The sequence below is a fragment of the Microbacterium sp. Z6_144 genome (genome assembly GCF_057197625.1).
In genome coordinates, this window is sequence record NZ_JBXVPT010000002.1 from 604,338 (window position 1) to 621,225 (window position 16,888).

Genomic DNA, 16,888 nt, shown 5'->3' on the forward strand with positions numbered 1-16,888 from the left:
GAGGGAATGCATGGACGTGTTGCAGGATCGGGTGGCGGCAGTACTGGCGGGTGCCGCCGTGGGCGATGCGCTCGGCGGGGCGACCGAGGGCTGGACGCCCGAACAGATCGAGGAGCGGCACGGCGGACGTGTCGAGGGGATCGTCGGTCCGTTCCTGCCCGACTGGCGTACGGCGCGGCCCATCGCGCCGTACCACAAGGGCGATGGGCACGTGACGGATGACACCCTCATGACGCACGCGCTCATCGAGGTGTACACGAAGCAGCGGCGCCACCTCGACGCCTACGACGTCGCGAGCGACCTCGTCCCCCTCATGATCGGCGAACGCCGCTGGATCCCCGAGCTGGAGGACGAGGCGCTCATCCTGCAGCGCGTCTTCCTGGCCGAGAAGTGGCTCGTCATGAAGCTGCACTACGGCCACGCCGACCCGCGCGAAGCGGGCGTCGGCAACGTCGTGAACTGCGGCGCCACGATGTACATGGCCCCCGTCGGGCTCGTCCACATCGGCGACCCGCGTGGCGCTTACGCCGAGGCGATCGACATCACCGGCGCGCACCAGTGGTCGTACGGTCGCGAGGCGGCCGGCGTGTTCGCCGCCGCGGTCGCCGCGTCCGCCGCCCCCGGCGCCACCGTCGCCGACGTGCGCCGCGCGGTGCTCGATGTCGCCCACGACGGCACTGCCGCCGCCATCCGCGCTGTCTTCGACGCCGTCGACGCTTTCCTCGCAGCCGGCGGGTCGGACGACCCGCGCGAGCTCGGCCGCATCATCCGGCGGGCGGTCGCACCCTTCGACACGGTGGGGGAGCAGTACCGGTCGCCGGCGATGGACGCTCGGCTTCCGTCACGTACGAAGGCGATCGAGGAGCTTCCCGTCGCCCTCGGCTTCGTGGTGGCGCACGACGGCGACTTCCGCGCCGCGGTGCTGGATGCGGTCAACTACGGCCGCGACGCCGACTCGATCGCGACGATGGCCGGCGCCATCTGCGGTGGCCTGCGCGGCAGCGCCGATGTCCCGAGCGAGTGGGTGAGCGGGGTCACCACCGCGAGCCGCCTCGACCTCGACGGCGTCGTGACGGCGATGGTCGAGGTGGTCCGTGACGTCGCACGGGCCGACGCGGAGCGCGCGGCCGCGCGTGCCACGGCACTGTCGACGCTGCTGGCCCCGGAGGCCGTGGAGTGAGACTGACGTGGGCCCAGCCGGAAGACCTCGTCCCCGCCGAGTTCGCGGCGCTGCGGGAACAGGGTGTGGGCGAGGACGAGCTCCTGCCGATCGAACGCCGATGGGCCGAGGCCGGTGGCGCCACGCGGCTGGCACCGTCGGGCGCGAGTGCCACGCCGGCGCCCGCGGCGCTGCGCGCACTGGCGCGGACCATCCTGGACGAACTGGAGGGGCTGCAGCGCCCGAGCGCGGACGAACCCGACGAGTGGGACGCGATCGTTGCGCTCCTGCCGCCCGCGCCGGGCGCGGCCGCCGGCGGTGCCACCTTCGAGCGCGTCCACGGGGCATGGCTCGGGCGGGCGGCGGGGTGCCTGCTCGGCAAACCCGTCGAGAAGATCCCGCGCGAGGGGATCGAGGAGATCGCCCGCGCGACCGGTAACTGGCCGATCCACGGCTACTTCACCGCCCGGGGTCTGCCCGCCGAGGTCGCCGAGCGGTGGCCCTGGAACCGGCGCTCCGCGCCGACCTCCCTCGTCGAGAACATCGCGGGGATGCCCGAGGACGACGACCTGAACTTCCCGATCCTGGCCCTCGACCTGCTCGAGCAGCACGGCGCGGGCCTGCAGACCGACCACGTCGCCGAGGCGTGGCTCGCTGCCCTCCCCGCGGGCCGGGTCTTCACGGCCGAGCGCGCCGCGTACCGCAACATCCTCGACGCGCGCCCCGTGCCCGAGACCGCGACCCACCACAACCCCTTCCGGGAGTGGATCGGCGCGGTCATCCGCGCCGACGTGCACGGGTGGGCCCACCCCGGCGATGTGCGGGCCGCTGCCCGCTCGGCGTGGATCGACGCACGGCTGAGTCACACGCGAAACGGCCTCTACGGCGAGATGTGGGCGGCCGCCCTGTGCGCGGCATCCCTCGTCGAAGACACCGCCGACGCCGTCCTGGATGCCGCGGACGCGGTCGTCCCGCCCGCCTCGCGCCTTGCGCACGCCGTGCGGTTCGGGCGCGAGACCGGTCGTGCGCTCGCCGACGGCCGTCTGAGCACGGCGGATGCGCTCGACGCCCTGCACGCCGAATATGCCGGCTTGCACTGGGTGCACACCCTCAACAACGCCGCCCTCGTCGCGTGCGCGCTGCAGGCCCACGGCCGCGACTTCGGCGCCGCCGTCGCGTTCGCCGTTGCCGGCGGCTGGGACACCGACTCGGGCGGCGCGACCGTCGGCTCGGTCGTCGGCGGCCTCGTCGGCGCGGACGGCATCGGCACCGAGTGGACGTCGCCCCTGCAGGACCGGATCGCCACCTCCCTGCCCGGCGGTGCACACCGCTCCATCCGCGAGCTCGCCGAGCGCACGCGCGGGCTGTGGGAGGCGGCGTCGTGAGCGTCGTCGTCGTCGGCAGCATCAACCAGGACGTCGTCGCCCGCGTCGACCGCATCCCCGCCCCGGGCGAGACGCTGCTGGCCTCCTCCCTCGCGCGCACCGGCGGCGGCAAGGGCGCGAACCAGGCCGTCGGCGCCCGTCGCGCCGGTGGCGCCGCGGTCGCGTTCGTCGGAGCGGTGGGCGCGGATGCCGAGGGCGAGACGCTGCGCGCAGCGCTCGCCGCCGACGGCATCGACGTCTCCGGTCTCGTACGGATCGAGGGAGTGACCGGCACCGCGCTCATCTCCGTCGACGCCTCCGGCGAGAACGCGATCGTCGTGGCCGCCGGCGCCAACGCGGCCCGCGAGACGCTGACCGACGTGCAGCGCGAGGTCGTCGCGGGGGCGACGGTCCTCCTGACCCAGCTGGAGATCCCGGTGCCGCTCGTCCAGGATGCGGCGGCATCCCGCGCCGCCGGTGCGTGGCACGTCCTGAACGCGGCTCCTTCGGCGCCCTTCGCGTCGGCGCGCGACGCGCTGCTGGCCGCGACCGACGTGCTCGTGGTGAACGAGCATGAAGCCCTCGAGGTGGCGGGAACCCACGAGCTGGACGCGGCCATCGCCGCACTCGCACCGGCCGTGCGCGCGCTCGTGGTCACCCTCGGCCGCCGCGGGTGCCTCGTCGTCTGCGGCGCCGAGCGGGCGGAGGTTCCCGCGCACGTGGTGACGGCTGTGGACACCACCGGCGCCGGTGACACCTTCTGCGGAGTCTTGGCCGCGGCCCTCGCTGCGTCCGGACGGCGACCCGACACCGTCGACGTCGCTCTGCTCGTCGACGCCGCGCGGGCCGGGGCCGCCGCATCCGCCCTCGCCGTCACGCGCCCCGGTGCGCAGGACGCGGTGCCCACCACCGGCGAGGTCGCTGCCCTCATGAAGGAGAACCCGACGTGAGCGGTGGATTCGACCCCCTCGTCCCCCGCGAGATCGACCGGCCGACGCCGGTGCCGCTCGACGTCGACGTCGCCGTGGGTGATGCGGCGACCACGCTCGACGACGCGAAGATCTTCGTCGCCCCGACCGATCCCGCCGAGCTCGACGCGTGGCGCGCGCAGCTGGGCGCGTGGCGCGAGGGCGCCCGTGCCCGGCACGGCGCGCCGACCCGGTACGACGACCCCGCATCCGCATGGGCGAGCCGCTGCTTCACGGTGGCGCAGGTGTGGCTGTGGGACGAACTCTTCTTCGACTTCGAGGCGCAGCGGTTCACACCCGAACGCTTCCTCGACGACGCGCAGCGCCGGTTCGGCGGCTTGGACGGCATCGTGCTGTGGCACGCCTATCCCGTCATCGGCATCGATGACCGCAACCAGTGGGACTTCTACGCCGTGCCGGGGCTGGCCGAAGCCGCCGACGCGCTGCACGCCGCGGGAGTCGCGGTGTTCGTGGACTACAACCCGTGGGACGTCGGCACGCGCCGGGACGGCGACGACGCCACCGAGCTCGCCGCGACGGTCCGCCGCCTCCGCGCGGACGGCGTCTTCCTCGACACGCTGCGGAAAGCCGACCCCGACCTCGTCGCCGCGCTCGACATCGCGCGCCCGGGCATCGGGCTCGAGGGGGAATCGAAGCTCGCCACCGAGCGGATCGCCGACCATACGCTGTCGTGGGCGCAGTGGTTCGCCGATTCCGAGGTGCCGGGCGTCCTCCGGGCCCGCTGGTTCGAGCGGCGCCACATGCAGCACCACATCCGCCGCTGGCACCGCGACCACGCCGAGGAGCTGCGCTCGGCGTGGCTGAACGGCGTCGGCATCATGGTGTGGGAGGTCGTCTTCGGCGTGTGGGTGGGGTGGAACGACCGCGACGCGGCGACGCTCCGCCGCATGCTGCGCGTGCAACGGGGCCTGCACCGCTGGCTCGTCGCGGGGGAGTGGGCGCCGCTCGCGGTGCACGACGCCCCCGTCTTCGGCTCGGCCTTCGAGCTCGACGGCGTGACCCTGCTGTGCCTGGTCAACACGTCCGACGCCGACGTCGTGCACGAGCTTCCCGGCGACGGGCGGTACGTCCCGCTGCACGAACCCGGTGACGGGGTCTCGACGGTGACGGTGCCGGCCGGCGGCATCGCGGCCGTCGTGAGGCTGCCGGCGGATGCGGCCGTCCCGGCGCTCGTCGACGGGGTGCGCGCCGCGCTCCTCGCCGAGCCCCCGGTGGCGGACGCGTCCTTCCCGCACCGGCGGGCTCGGCGCCTTCCCGCGCCGGAGTGGACGGGACCCGTCCGGGGCGAGGCCGAGGAGGCCCCCACCGTGACGGTCGCCGCCGGCACACACGTGCTGACGGTGCGGTTCCGCGCCCGGGAGACCGGCATGTACGAGGGTGCGCCGTACGTGGACGAGTGGAAGCCGCTGCCCCCGCGCCTGCACGATCAGCGCACGCTCGAGCGCGTCGCCGAGGTGCCGCAGCCGGTGCGGGTCGCTGGCGCCGAAGTGAGCGAGGCGGAGTACGCCCGCTTCCTCGACGCGATCGAGGAACACACCGATGCCCGCGACCCCGAGCTCCCCGCGACCGGCATGACCTTCGCCCGCGCCCGCGAGTATGCGGCGTGGGTGGGCGGGCGGCTTCCGACGGAGGACGAGTGGCAGCTCGCCGCATCCGACCCGTCCTTCCGGCGGCGGGAACCGGAGGTGTGGAACTGGACCGAGTCGGAGCACTCCGACGGGCGCTCGCGGTTCGTCATGCTCAAGGGCGGCAGCGCGCACCGCAGCGACGGATCCGACTGGTACTTCGACGGCGGAGTCCAGGCGCCGGAGTTCGCCGCGAAGCTGCTGCTGCCGGGGCTGGGACAGGACGCGTCGCCGTCGATCGGGTTCCGGGTGTGCTGGGAGGAGCGCGCATGACCCCCCTCGACGGGCTCCGCGTGATCGACGCATCCACCCTGTTCGCCGGCCCCATGGCGGCCATGCACCTCGGCGACATGGGCGCCGAGGTCATCAAGGTGGAGCATCCCACCCGGCCCGACCCGGCCCGCGGGCACGGCCCGAGCAAGGACGGTCAGAACCTCTGGTGGAAGACGCTGGGGCGCAACAAGCGCACCGTCGCGATCGACCTGCACGCCGCGGACGGGCGTGACGCGTTCCTCCGCCTCGCCCGCAGCTCCGACGTCGTCATCGAGAACTTCCGCCCCGGCACGCTGGAGCGGTGGGGTCTCGGGTACGAGGAGCTGTCGGTCGACAACCCCGGTCTGGTGCTGGCCCGCGTGACCGGCTTCGGACAGATCGGGCCGTACCGCAGCCGGCCGGGCTTCGGCACGCTCGCCGAGGCGATGAGCGGGTTCGCCGCCGCCACGGGCGAGCCCGACGGGCCGCCGACCCTCCCGCCGTTCGGACTCGCCGACGGCATCGCGTCGCTGGCGACCGCCTACGCGATCATGACGGCATTGCACGCCCGCGGGCGCGACGGCCGCGGGCAGGTCGTCGACGTGGCGATCATCGAGCCGATCCTCGCGATGCTCGGCCCGCAGATCACGCGGTGGGATCAACTCGGCTCTGTTCAGCCGCGCACCGGCAACCGCTCCACCAACAACGCGCCCCGCAACACCTACCGCACGGCCGACGGCTCCTGGGTGGCCGTCTCTACCAGTGCGCAGTCGATCGCCGAGCGCGTGATGGCCCTCGTGGGCCGCCCCGACCTTGCGGCCGAGCCGTGGTTCGCGAGCGGGTCGAGCCGGGCCGAGCACGCGGACGAGCTCGACGACGCGGTCGGCGGCTGGATCGCGCAGCACACGCGCGAGGAGGTGGTGGCCGCGTTCGAACAGGCGCAGGCCGCCGTCGCGCCGGTGTACGACCCGTCCGACATCGTCGCCGATCCGCAGTTCCAGGCGCTCGGGACGATCCACCGCATCCATGACCCCGACCTCGGCGACATGGCCATGCAGGGACCGCTGTTCCGCCTGTCGCGCGATGAGGCGACGATCGCGTTCGCGGGACGCGCGCACGCCGCCGACAGCGACGAGGTGCTCGAGTCGCTCGGCTACACCGCGGAGGACATCGCCCGCATGCGTGCGGAAGGATCGATCGCATGACCCGCCGCATCCTCGTCGCCCTCTATGCGCCCGCCGACCGTCCGGAGCGCTTCGGCAAGGCGCTGGATGCGGGGGCGGATGCGGTCATCGTCGACCTCGAGGACGCGGTGACGCTCTCGCGCAAGGCGCAGGCGCGAGCCGCGCTCGCCGACTTCGCCGCCGCCTGGACCGACCGAGGGGAGCACGCTCCCGCCGTGCAGGTGCGCATCAATGCACGAGGCGCTGCCGCCCACGAGGAGGATCTCGCCGCCGTCGCGGACCTGCCCGCATCCTTCGGCATCCGGCTCCCGAAGACCGAGTCGGCCGACGACGTCGCCGCGATCCGCTGCGCGCTGCCCGGCCGCGAGGTGCACGCGCTGCTCGAATCCGCGCTATCCATCGAGCGGGCGTTCGAGATCGCGGGAGCCGGGGTGTCTTCCATCGCGGCGGGAGAGGCCGACTTGCGCGCCGAGCTCGGCGTTCCCGCCGGGCCGGCCGGCGAACCGGGCCTCGCCTGGTCGCGGGGGCGCATCGTCAACGCCGCCGCGGCAGCGGGCCTGCCGCTGCCCCTCATGGCCGTGTGGGCAGACGTCGCCGACCTCGACGGCCTCGAGCAGAGCTGCCGCGCCGGGCGCGCGCTCGGGTACGCCGGCCGCACCGCCATCCACCCGCGTCAGATCGAGGTGATCCGTCGGGTCTTCACCCCGGATGCCGACGAGGTCGCCCGCGCGCAGCGCATCGTCGACCGCGTGGCCGCCGCCGCCGCCGACGGCACCGGCGCGTTCGTGCTCGAGGACGGCACCTTCATCGACGTCGCGATGGTGAAGGCGGCCGAACGCGTGCTCGCCGCATCCGATCGCCCCCGCGCCTGAGCCCCTTCGCGGGGTCGGCTGAGGGCACCCCGATGTTCGAGAGCGCCGGCTTCGCGCGCCCGAACGTCGTCGACGTGCGGGTCGACGGATCGTCGCTGCCTCAGCGGGTACGGCCACGTTGCGCGTCGGCGGGAGCGACGTTCGCGTGGAGACGGTCGACGCGGCGGCGGGAGTCGAACCCGCAACGCACTCGGGTATGAACCGATGCCCGGGACCGCCCGGACCGCCGCGATGTCCTCCACGGTAGCCACCCCGGCGGGTGCGGTCGAGCGTGTGACGCCGCATGTCGAGGCCGAGAATCCAGTGCTCCGGCGAGGAAGCGGCACTCCGCGGGATTCTCGCCGTGCAGGTGGATTCTCGCGCGCGCGTCTGGGTCGTGCAGGCGGAGCGCGCGGTCTTCGCCGGCCATCTGCGTGACCCCGCTGAGCTGTGGGGGCGGGTCTCCGCGATCGCGCTGGCCGCGGTGCGGCTGCTGGTGGGTATCTCGGCGCTGCGCTGGTCCCACTGAGCGGTGAGGATGACGGGCGCGGCGCGCTACCGTAAGGGGATGGCGACAACGGTGCGGAATTGGGCACTGGCCCTCCTCACCGCCGGTGCGCTCCTGGTGGTCGGAGCGGCCGTCGCGATCATCGGCGGGGGCGCGGTCGATGCCGGTGAGGGTGCGGCCCGCGCCGCCGAGCAGAGCGACCCGGCGCTGACGTGGATCGCACGGGCACTGCTCGTCCTGTCGGTCGCGTGGCTGATCATCGGGATGCTCTCCGCCCGCACGCGCATGGTGCGCCGCCCCGGCGCCGCAGGGGCACGGGCGGCCTGGCTGGCCTCGACCCGGCCGTGGCGTGCCGACGAATCCACCCTGGGGATGCTGCCACTGGACCGCTGGCTCATGGTCCTCGTCCCCGGCGCTCTGCTGGTGGCGACGCGGGCGGTGCAGACCGCGCTGCTCGGGTGGGTCGATCTGGTCGTCGTGCTCAGCGGCTGGCTCGTGTTCATCCTCGTCGTCCGAGCCCTCGTCGGCCGTCGCTCGCCGTGGCCGGTCATCGCCGCGGTCGGCGGTGTGATCGTGCTCCGCTGCGCGCTCGCACTGGCGGCGGTGTCGGTTGCGGGTCCGGCCGCGTTCTGGGTGTCTTTCTGGACGGATCCGGCCGTGCGTTCGGCGTACGTGATCCCCGCCGTGGCGCTCGCGCTCTGGGTGTTCATCGCCGCCGCGTGGGCGCTGGTGGCGCAATTCGGCCGCCGGGGCGCGTGGGGTACCGTCATCGCGGGCGTCGGTGCCGGACTGGCTCTCCCGGGGGCGGGGGTCGCCCTGGCCGGGATCGGTGTGGTCACCGAAGCGTGGAGCGCTCAGCTGCCGGGCTTCCGGCTGGAGGTGGATGCGCTCCTGGGCGCGGAGGGAGGGGCGTGGGTGGTCGTCGCCGCGGGTGCCGCTCTCGTGGCGGCCGGTCTGGCGCTGCGGTTCGCGCCGGCCCGTCGGGTGCCATAAGTCCCTGGCGCGGAGGGTCGGGAGCGGGCATACACTGACCCCGAGTGCGAGCTGCCTCGATCCCGGAAGGGGATGCCATGAGCGATGCCACGAGTGCGGTGCCCGAGCGGCGCCTGCTGTCCAGCTTCTCCGACTATCTTGGTGCCCAGTCCGCGGTCGACCGGCTTTCGGACGCAGGATTCCCCGTCGAGCGCGTCGCGATCGTGGGGCACAACGTGCGGATCGTGGAGCAGGTGACGGGCCGCATGACGAACGCCCGCGCCGCCGGGTACGGCGCGGCCAGCGGCGCGTGGTTCGGGCTCCTCATCGGCCTGCTGTTCGGTCTGCTCGCCCCCGCCGAGGTGTGGCTGTGGCTCCTGCTCTGGGGGCTCGTCCTCGGCGCCGTGTGGGGGGCTGTCTTCGGGTTCGTCGGCCACTGGATCACGCGCGGGCGCCGCGACTTCAACTCGGTGCAGAAGCTGGAAGCCGAGCGCTGGGACGTCATGGTCGACGCGAACGAGCTTCTCCGCGCACAGTCCGTCCTGCAGACCACCGCGGCACCGTCCGCGACGCCGCCTGCTGCGCCGCCGTCGGCCGCGCCTTCCTCGTCCCCGCCGGCACCGCCGACCGCCGGTACGCCCGCCGGATCCTGACGGGCACCGAGCGCCGACCGCGGCTCGATGTCGGAGCCCCCGCCTAGACTGGAGGGGATATGACCGACGCATCCACGCCTGGGCCCACGCGCTCGGAGGCTCCACGCAGCGCGTCGGCGATCGGCGGCGGGAGCGTGGGGATCATCGTCGGCGGCGATCGCGGTCCGCAGATCCATGGGGGCGCCACCCGGCCCGACGACGATCTCCTCGAGGGCCTGAATCCGCCGCAGCGCGAGGCCGTCACCTATCGCGGGCCGGCGCTGCTCATCGTCGCCGGTGCCGGCTCGGGCAAGACCCGCGTGCTCACGCACCGCATCGCCTCGCTGCTGCGCAGCGGGGAGGCGTGGCCGAGCCAGATCCTCGCCATCACCTTCACGAACAAGGCCGCCGGCGAGATGCGCGAGCGCGTCCGGCAGCTCATCGGCGACCGCGCCGAGAGCATGTGGATCTCCACGTTCCACTCCGCCTGCGTACGCATCCTCCGGCGCGAGGCCCAGCAGTTCGGGTTCACCAAAGCCTTCACGATCTACGACTCGGGCGACTCGCGCGCCCTCATCAAGCGCCTGGTCAAGGAGCACGAGGGGGATGCGTTCGGCCTCACCCCGGCCGGCACGCAGAGCCGCATCTCCAAGCTGAAGAACGAACTCGCCGATGCGGAGTCGTACGCGCGTCAGGCCAACATGAGCGACCCGGTCGAACGGGTCTTCGTCGAGATCTTCGGCGCGTACCAGCGCGCTCTGCAGCGCGCGAACGCCTTCGACTTCGACGACCTCATCGCCCAGACGGTGTACCTCTTCCGGGCGTTCCCGCACGTGGCCGACGTGTACCGCCGGCGGTTCCGCCACATCCTCGTCGACGAGTACCAGGACACCAACCACGCCCAGTACGCCCTCATCCACGAGCTCACGCGGCCCCCTTCGACAGGCGCAGGGACCGGTACGGCAGGGAGCGGGTTGGAGTCGGGCGGGATGATGATCTTCGACGCCCCGTTGACAGGCTCGGGGACCGGGTCGGCGGACGATCCCGGCACAGCACCCGCCTCGCTCACCGTCGTCGGCGACTCCGATCAGTCGATCTATGCGTTCCGCGGGGCCGACATCCGCAACATCACCGAGTTCGAGCGGGATTACCCCGGCGCCAAGGTCGTGATGCTGGAACAGAACTACCGCTCCACCCAGAACATCCTGTCGGCGGCGAACGCGGTCATCAGCAACAACTTCGACCGCAAGGACAAGCGCCTGTGGACGGATGTCGGAGCGGGTGAGCCCATCGTCGGCTTCACCGGCTACTCGCAGCACGACGAGGCGCAGTTCGTCGCCGACGAGATCGAGGCGCTGCGCAAGGGCGGTATCGGCTACAACCAGATGGCCGTCTTCTACCGCACCAACTCCCAGTCCCGCGCGCTGGAGGAGATCTTCATCCGCTCGGCGATCCCGTACAAGATCATGGGCGGCACGAAGTTCTACGAACGCGCCGAGATCAAGGACGCGATGGCCTATCTCATCGCCGTGGCCAACCCCGCCGACGAGCAGTCGGTGCGTCGCATCCTCAACCGGCCTCGGCGCGGCATCGGCGACGTGACGGAGACGGCGATCGCGCGCTACGCCGCTGACCAGCAGATCACCTTCCGCGACGCCCTCGCCAACGCCTCGGCGCTGGGGGTCGGGCCGAAGCTGCAGCAGGCCATCTCCCACCTCGACGCGGTGCTCGCCGAGGCGACCGAGATCATGTTGCCCGCCTCGGGAGAGCTTCCGCCGCCCACCGCGGTGGCCGAGGGGCTGACGCTCCTGCTGAACAAGAGCGGGTACTTCGATGCGCTCCGGGCCAGCCGCGATCCGCAGGACGAGGCCCGTCTGGAGAACCTCGACGAGCTGGTGGCCGTCGCGCGCGAGTTCGCCCGCAACAACCCCGAGGGAACGGTGATCGACTTCCTCACCGAGGTCGCGCTCGTCTCCGACGCCGACGACCTCGTCGATGCCACGGGGTCGGTCTCGCTGATGACGCTGCACACGGCGAAGGGCCTCGAGTACGACGCGGTGTTCGTCACCGGCGTCGAGGAAGACCTCATCCCGCACCGGATATCGGCGGGGGAGCCCGGCGGGCCGCAGGAGGAGCGCCGCCTGTTCTACGTGGGCATCACGCGCGCGCGCAAGCGCCTTCACCTCTCGCTCGCGATGACCCGCGCGCAGTTCGGGGAGGTGACGGTGGCGATGCCGAGCCGTTTCCTGCAGGAGATCCCCCCCGACCTCATCGACTGGCGGCAGTCGCCCGGCGATGTCAATTCGCGCGGCGGGTCCCAGTCGCGGGCTCTCAATGCGCGCCCCCGCCGGCCCGGCTCCGGGGGACGGTACGGCGACGACCTCGTCCCCAAGTCGTCGGCGATCGACAAGTTCCCCAACCGGATTCCGGCCAAGGTCCGCGACAACGGCGACCTCGAGCTCGCGGCGGGTGACCGCATCCGCCACGACGACTTCGGCGAGGGGCTCGTCGACGCCATCACGGGGGAGGGCGCCAAGCGCGTCGCCCACGTCCGCTTCGATTCGGTGGGAGCCAAGAAGCTCCTCGTGAAGATCGCTCCCATCGCCAAGCTCTGATGCCGTCGCGCGGAGGTGGTTAGGCTGGCCGGGATGGCTCTGTTCTCCCGACGCAAGACCACACCGCCCGCCGATACGCCCGCGCAGGGCGTCGAGCCGGGCGAGCAGCCGATCGAACCCCCGCGCGAGAGCGAGGACTCTCCGGCGGCGGAGGGATCCGCCGGCGAGTCCGTGGACCCGTCACCCCAGGTCTCCATCTCGCTGTCGGACTTCCGGGGCGTGGGCGCGGCACAGCCGCCCGCCGCCTCACCGGCAGACACCGCTCGGCCCGGCGGAGCCGCATCCCCCTCCTCGCCGGATGCGGCGATGCCGCTGCCCCCGCGACGCGCGGTGCCGGCCGAGGCGCCCGCACCCACCTCGACGCTGCCGGGGCTGCGCGACAACGTGCTGCTGGTGCAGGCTCTGGCCGCCCTTCCCGCCCGGCCGGGCGGGGCGGAACTGATGAATGTGGCCCGGCAGCTGCTGCAGGGCCATCTCTTCCTGCGCGTGCAGGGTGATGCCCGCGCCCTGCTGTCGGCCGGGAAGCCGCTGCCGCTGTCGATTGCGACGCTCGGCGACAAGCGGTACGTGCTCGCCTACAGCGGCGGTGCCGCGATCCAGGCGAGCGTGCGCACCGACGGCGACACGAAGACGTCCGCCATGGGTCAGCCGGTGCTGGCCGTGGTGGGGCACGTCCTCGCCGGCGACTACGAAGGCCTCATCCTCGACAACAACTCCGCTCCCGCCCGAGCGGTGCTGCCCCGCGAGATCCTCCAGCGGGCGGTGGAGCAGGCGGACAAGACGCTGCGGATCAAGACGCTGCTCGCCGAGCCCCGTACCGCGGTCACCGCGACGGAGATCGCCCTGGCGCTGGCCGAGGCTCCGCTGTGGATCGCCGTCAAGCGCCCCACCGACGGCGGCCCCGTCGGCGTGGCCGAGACCCGCACCGCCGAGGGGGAGCGGTTCCTCGAGGTGTTCTCCCATCCGCTGGAATCGGTGGCGCTGGCGCGGGGGGATGCCACGGCCCCCATCACCGCAGCGCAGCTGGCGACCGCCCTGAGCCGTGACGAGGCGCTCACCGGCCTCCTCGTGGATCCGGCGGGCCCGTGGATCCGCCTCACCCGCGACGACCTCGCCCCGCTGCTCGCCCTCGCACCCTAGAGGGATGACGCGAGAGTCGACCGCCGATAGCGTCGGTGCATGGCCTCCCCTCGCATCACCCTGACCGTCCCCGGCCCGCACGGCGATCGGGAGGTCGGCATCTCCAACCCCGACCGCGTGCTGTGGCCCGAGGCGGGCATCACCAAGCGAGAGCTCGCGGAGTACTTCGTCGCCGTCGCCGACCCCTTCCTCGCCGCCAACGGCAACCGGCCCGTGTCGCTCGAGCGGTTCCCCGACGGCGTGGACGGCGAGAGCTTCTTCTCCAAGAACCCGCCCAAGGGTGCGCCCGACTACGTCGAGGCCGTGACGGTGACGTACAACAGCGGGCGGAAGCATCCGCAGCTCGTGCTCACCGAGATCGCTTCGGCGGTGTGGGCGGCGCAGATGAACACGGTCGTCTTCCACCCGTGGGCATCCCTCGCCTCGAACCCCGACAACCCCGTGGAGCTGCGCATCGACCTCGACCCGCAGCCGGGGACGGGCTTCGCCGAGGCGGTCGTCGCGGCGCACGCACTCCGCGAGGTGCTGCGTGAGGGCGGCCTCGAGCCGTGGATCAAGACGAGCGGCAACCGGGGCCTCCACGTGTTCTGCCCCATCGAGCCGACGCACGAGTTCCTCGACGTGCGCCACGCCGTGATCGCCGCCGCCCGCGAACTGGAGCGGCGGATGCCCGAGCAGGTGACGACGGCGTGGTGGAAGGAAGAGCGAGGCGAGCGGATCTTCGTCGACTTCAACCAGGCCAACCGCGATCGCACGATGGCCGGTGCGTACTCGCCGCGGCAGCTGGCGGCGGCGACCGTGTCGACCCCGGTGTCGTGGGACGAGCTCGACGAGGTGGATCCGCTGGCCTTCACGGTGCGCAGCATCCCGCAGCGCCTCGCCGACGTGGGCGACCCGTGGGCCGGGCTCCTCGATCGGCCGGGGCGCATCGACACGCTCCTCGGCTGGTGGGAGCGGGACCTGGAGAACGGGCTCGGCGAACTGCCCTTCCCCCCGGACTTCCCCAAGATGCCGGGTGAGCCCCCGCGCGTGCAGCCCAGCCGCCGCAACCCCGACAATTGGTCCTGACCCCCGGTCGACTCGCCACGACCTGTCGTGTCTCGCGCGAAAACCCGACGTTTTGTGGCGAGTCGACGGGGGAGGGGAGGGGGGGTCAGTCGAGGACGGCGGCGAGGTCGTAGGCGGTCACCGACTCGAGCTGGTCGAACGTGCACGAGGAGGCGTCCCGGTCGGGGCGCCACCGCTCGAACTGCACGGTGTGGCGGAAACGCCGGCCCTCGAGCTGGTCGTAGCGCACCTCCAGCACGCGCTCGGGGCGCAGCCGCACGAAGGACACGTCCTTCGACCCTGAGAAGCGGGAGCGGTCGGTCTCGCCCGTGACGGCGCTCCCTTCGGCGTCGCGCTCCACCAGCGGCGCGAGCTCCTCGACGAGCTCGAGGCGGCGCTTGTCGCTCCACGCGGCGACCCCGCCGACGTTGAGCAGCCGGCCTTCGTCGTCGTACAGGCCGACCAGGAGCGACCCCACACCGCTCCCCGACTTGTGGATGCGGTAGCCCAGCGCCACGACATCCGCGGTGCGCGCGTGCTTGATCTTGAACATCGTGCGCTTGTTCGGCGCGTACGGCTGCGCGAGGGGCTTCGCCACCACGCCGTCGAGGCCCGCGCCTTCGAACTCCGTCAGCCACCGTCGGGCCACCTCGGGGTCGTGGGAGGTGCGGGTGACGTGCACCGGATGCGGGACGCCCGACAGCAGGTCGGCCAGTTGCGCACGGCGCTCGCCGAACGGCTCGGCCTGCAGGTCGCGGTCGCCGCGTGCGAGTAGGTCGAACGCGATGAACATCGCCGGGGTCTGCTCGGCCAGGAGGTTGACGCGGGATGCGGCGGGGTGGATGCGCTGGGACAGCGCCTCCCAGTCCAGACGCTGGGCGCCAGGGTCCCCCGTGGCAACGACGACCTCGCCGTCAAGGAGACACGGTTCGGGGAGGAGGCGCGCGAATGCCTCGACGAGCTCGGGGAAGTAGCGGGTCAGCGGCTTCGCGCCGCGACTGCCGATCTCCACATCGGTGCCGTCCCACGACACCAGGGCGCGGAAGCCGTCCCACTTGGGCTCGTAGCTCAGCCCGCCGGCAACGCGGTCGGGTGCGGGAATCTCCGGAACGGACTTCGCGAGCATGGGCGCGGGGATCTCGTGCGGCATGCTCTCATCCTGCCCTTCGGCTCGGGCGGACTCTCCACCCTTCATGTCTCGCCTCCGGCACTTCATGTCTCACTTTCTGCAGTTTTGGGGTCTGTTTTCTGCGGAAACTGAGACATGGCCGGGGACAGCGCGTGGGTGGGCGGGTGGCTGCGCGCGCTCAGGCCTCGAGGGTCTTCGGGCGCGCCCAGCGGGCGGGAAGATTCGGACCGTCCCACACCTGAACGACGCCCCATGCTGCGGCCGCGATCGGGACGGCGAGCACGGCTCCCACGATGCCGCCGACGACGGTGCCGACGACCAAGGCGACCAGGATGACGAAGGCGTGCAGCTTCATCGATCGGCCCATGAGCACCGGCTGCAGGAAGTTGCCCTCCAGTTGGTTGACGAGCACCACGATTCCCACGACGATGAGGGCGACGAACGGCCCGTTGGCCACGAGCGCGACCAGGGCGGCGAGGATGCCGGCCACGGTCGCGCCGACGATCGGGATGAAGGCGAGCAGGAACACCAGCACCGCCAGCGGGATCGCGAGGGGCACCCGCAGGATCAGCAGGCCGATCAGGATGCCGATGGCATCCACTGCGGCCACCGTCGCCGTGCCGCGCACGTACGCCCCGAGCACCGTGACCGTCTTGTCGCCGATGCGGCGGGCGCGAACGTAGTTCTCGCCGCGGAAGGGACGCAGCAGGAACTCCCACATCTGCGGTCCGTCCTTCAGGAAGAAGAACAGGATCGTGACGAGGAGGACGAACCCGGTGACGAAGTTCGCCACGGCGCCGACGCCGGCCAGTGCGCCCGATCCGAACTGCGCGCTCGTGACGAAGTCGGTGACGGTGTTGACCAGTTCGTCGAGCTGGTCGGGCTGCACGAAGTCGAAGGGGAGGGTCTGCACCCACGCCACGAGCTTGCGGAAACCGTCCTCGGCCTGGGCGTAGAGCTCGTTCCACTGATCCCGCACCGCCCAGACGATCAGCCAGCCGAGCGCCGACAGGATGATCACGATCGCCAGCAGCGTCAGGATGGTCGCGAGGAGCGAGGGGACGCCGCGACGCCGCATCCAGCTCATCACCGGGTTGAAGGCGCACGCGATGATCAGTGCGATCACGAGCGGGATCGTCACCAGAGTCAGCGACTGGATCGCGAAGATGATCGCTGCGGCCACGATCACCACGACAATGATCTGGATGGCGCGGATGCCGAGCTTGCCGAAGGCGTCGGACCACAGACTCCACGGAGCCGTGGTGGCCTTCAGCTGGACGTCCTGCGACTCGAGTTGCACCCGTTGCGGGTCGTTACGGAACCATCCCATGGGGCGAGGCTAACGCCGATGCGCCGACGGCGGGGGAGCTTGCCGAGGCACCCCCGTCGGGGTATGCGGCCCGGTCGACGTGCGCCGACGC

General features: G+C 72.3%; 14 protein-coding genes and 1 tRNA gene. 12 read left to right on the top strand and 3 right to left on the bottom strand.

The window, feature by feature from the left end; all coding sequences use genetic code 11:
• The first annotated feature begins 10 nt into the window (after positions 1-10).
• Genes AC2DGY_RS14920 through AC2DGY_RS14945 form a run of 6 tightly spaced genes read left to right on the top strand, consistent with a single transcriptional unit; the run spans position 11 to position 7,445 of the window.
• Positions 11-1,180, top strand: a complete 1,170-nt coding sequence (locus AC2DGY_RS14920) for an ADP-ribosylglycohydrolase family protein (RefSeq protein ID WP_484510537.1) — start codon at positions 11-13, stop codon at positions 1,178-1,180.
• A complete protein-coding gene (locus AC2DGY_RS14925; protein ID WP_484510538.1) occupies positions 1,177-2,544 on the top strand; it encodes an ADP-ribosylglycohydrolase family protein in 1,368 nt (455 codons plus the stop codon). The genes AC2DGY_RS14920 and AC2DGY_RS14925 overlap by 4 nt, the downstream gene beginning before the upstream one ends.
• Positions 2,541-3,473 carry a ribokinase gene (locus tag AC2DGY_RS14930; protein WP_484510539.1) on the top strand — a complete coding sequence of 311 codons (933 nt, stop codon included), beginning with the start codon at positions 2,541-2,543 and terminating at the stop codon, positions 3,471-3,473. Before AC2DGY_RS14925 ends, AC2DGY_RS14930 begins: the two co-directional genes overlap by 4 nt.
• The gene (locus AC2DGY_RS14935; RefSeq protein ID WP_484510540.1) at positions 3,470-5,410 is read left to right on the top strand and encodes an SUMF1/EgtB/PvdO family nonheme iron enzyme; all 1,941 of its coding nucleotides are present in this window, start codon (positions 3,470-3,472) and stop codon (positions 5,408-5,410) included. Before AC2DGY_RS14930 ends, AC2DGY_RS14935 begins: the two co-directional genes overlap by 4 nt.
• A complete protein-coding gene (locus AC2DGY_RS14940; protein WP_484510541.1) occupies positions 5,407-6,594 on the top strand; it encodes a CaiB/BaiF CoA transferase family protein in 1,188 nt (395 codons plus the stop codon). Before AC2DGY_RS14935 ends, AC2DGY_RS14940 begins: the two co-directional genes overlap by 4 nt.
• Complete coding sequence (locus tag AC2DGY_RS14945) at positions 6,591-7,445, top strand: HpcH/HpaI aldolase/citrate lyase family protein (protein ID WP_484510542.1); 855 nt, start codon at positions 6,591-6,593, stop codon at positions 7,443-7,445. Before AC2DGY_RS14940 ends, AC2DGY_RS14945 begins: the two co-directional genes overlap by 4 nt.
• A gap of 158 nt (positions 7,446-7,603) precedes the next feature.
• Here AC2DGY_RS14945 and AC2DGY_RS14950 read toward each other — a convergent pair.
• A tRNA-Met gene (locus tag AC2DGY_RS14950) sits at positions 7,604-7,676 on the bottom strand.
• 52 nt (positions 7,677-7,728) lie between these two features.
• On the opposite strand from AC2DGY_RS14950, the gene AC2DGY_RS14955 reads away from it, so the two are divergent.
• The 6 genes from AC2DGY_RS14955 to ligD all read left to right on the top strand — a co-directional run bounded on the left by AC2DGY_RS14955 (position 7,729) and on the right by ligD (position 14,359).
• Positions 7,729-7,953, top strand: coding sequence for a hypothetical protein (locus AC2DGY_RS14955; RefSeq protein WP_484510543.1), 225 nt, complete (start codon positions 7,729-7,731; stop codon positions 7,951-7,953).
• A 39-nt stretch (positions 7,954-7,992) separates the two neighbouring features.
• Complete coding sequence (locus AC2DGY_RS14960; protein ID WP_484510544.1) at positions 7,993-8,925, top strand: hypothetical protein; 933 nt, start codon at positions 7,993-7,995, stop codon at positions 8,923-8,925.
• A 77-nt stretch (positions 8,926-9,002) separates the two neighbouring features.
• Entirely contained in the window at positions 9,003-9,557 is a 555-nt protein-coding gene (locus AC2DGY_RS14965; protein ID WP_484510545.1) for a general stress protein, read from the top strand.
• Positions 9,558-9,616: 59 nt separating this feature from the next.
• Positions 9,617-12,151, top strand: coding sequence for an ATP-dependent helicase (locus AC2DGY_RS14970; RefSeq protein ID WP_484510546.1), 2,535 nt, complete (start codon positions 9,617-9,619; stop codon positions 12,149-12,151).
• 33 nt (positions 12,152-12,184) lie between these two features.
• On the top strand, positions 12,185-13,291 hold the full coding sequence (locus AC2DGY_RS14975; RefSeq protein WP_484510547.1) for an SseB family protein: 1,107 nt from the start codon (positions 12,185-12,187) through the stop codon (positions 13,289-13,291).
• Between the two features lie 39 nt (positions 13,292-13,330).
• Entirely contained in the window at positions 13,331-14,359 is a 1,029-nt protein-coding gene (ligD, locus tag AC2DGY_RS14980) for a non-homologous end-joining DNA ligase (protein ID WP_484510548.1), read from the top strand.
• A gap of 85 nt (positions 14,360-14,444) precedes the next feature.
• On the opposite strand, the gene AC2DGY_RS14985 is transcribed toward ligD, so the two are convergent.
• Both AC2DGY_RS14985 and AC2DGY_RS14990 read right to left on the bottom strand, forming a co-directional pair.
• Complete coding sequence (locus tag AC2DGY_RS14985) at positions 14,445-15,488, bottom strand: ATP-dependent DNA ligase (RefSeq protein WP_484510549.1); 1,044 nt, start codon at positions 15,486-15,488, stop codon at positions 14,445-14,447.
• Between the two features lie 157 nt (positions 15,489-15,645).
• Positions 15,646-16,797: an AI-2E family transporter gene (locus AC2DGY_RS14990; RefSeq protein WP_484510550.1), complete on the bottom strand. Its 1,152-nt coding sequence runs from the start codon at positions 16,795-16,797 to the stop codon at positions 15,646-15,648.
• Positions 16,798-16,888 lie beyond the last annotated feature (91 nt).

What these genes read in the sequence shown, in the direction of transcription:
- AC2DGY_RS14920 (WP_484510537.1), top strand. Translation starts at nt 11, where the DNA reads ATGGACGTGTTGCAGGATCGGGTGGCGGCAGTACTGGCGGGTGCCGCC.
- AC2DGY_RS14940 (WP_484510541.1), top strand. Translation starts at nt 5,407, where the DNA reads ATGACCCCCCTCGACGGGCTCCGCGTGATCGACGCATCCACCCTGTTC.
- AC2DGY_RS14945 (WP_484510542.1), top strand. Translation starts at nt 6,591, where the DNA reads ATGACCCGCCGCATCCTCGTCGCCCTCTATGCGCCCGCCGACCGTCCG.
- AC2DGY_RS14955 (WP_484510543.1), top strand. Translation starts at nt 7,729, where the DNA reads ATGTCGAGGCCGAGAATCCAGTGCTCCGGCGAGGAAGCGGCACTCCGC.
- AC2DGY_RS14960 (WP_484510544.1), top strand. Translation starts at nt 7,993, where the DNA reads ATGGCGACAACGGTGCGGAATTGGGCACTGGCCCTCCTCACCGCCGGT.
- AC2DGY_RS14965 (WP_484510545.1), top strand. Translation starts at nt 9,003, where the DNA reads ATGAGCGATGCCACGAGTGCGGTGCCCGAGCGGCGCCTGCTGTCCAGC.
- AC2DGY_RS14970 (WP_484510546.1), top strand. Translation starts at nt 9,617, where the DNA reads ATGACCGACGCATCCACGCCTGGGCCCACGCGCTCGGAGGCTCCACGC.
- AC2DGY_RS14975 (WP_484510547.1), top strand. Translation starts at nt 12,185, where the DNA reads ATGGCTCTGTTCTCCCGACGCAAGACCACACCGCCCGCCGATACGCCC.
- ligD (WP_484510548.1), top strand. Translation starts at nt 13,331, where the DNA reads ATGGCCTCCCCTCGCATCACCCTGACCGTCCCCGGCCCGCACGGCGAT.
- AC2DGY_RS14985 (WP_484510549.1), bottom strand. Translation starts at nt 15,488, where the DNA reads ATGCCGCACGAGATCCCCGCGCCCATGCTCGCGAAGTCCGTTCCGGAG.
- AC2DGY_RS14990 (WP_484510550.1), bottom strand. Translation starts at nt 16,797, where the DNA reads ATGGGATGGTTCCGTAACGACCCGCAACGGGTGCAACTCGAGTCGCAG.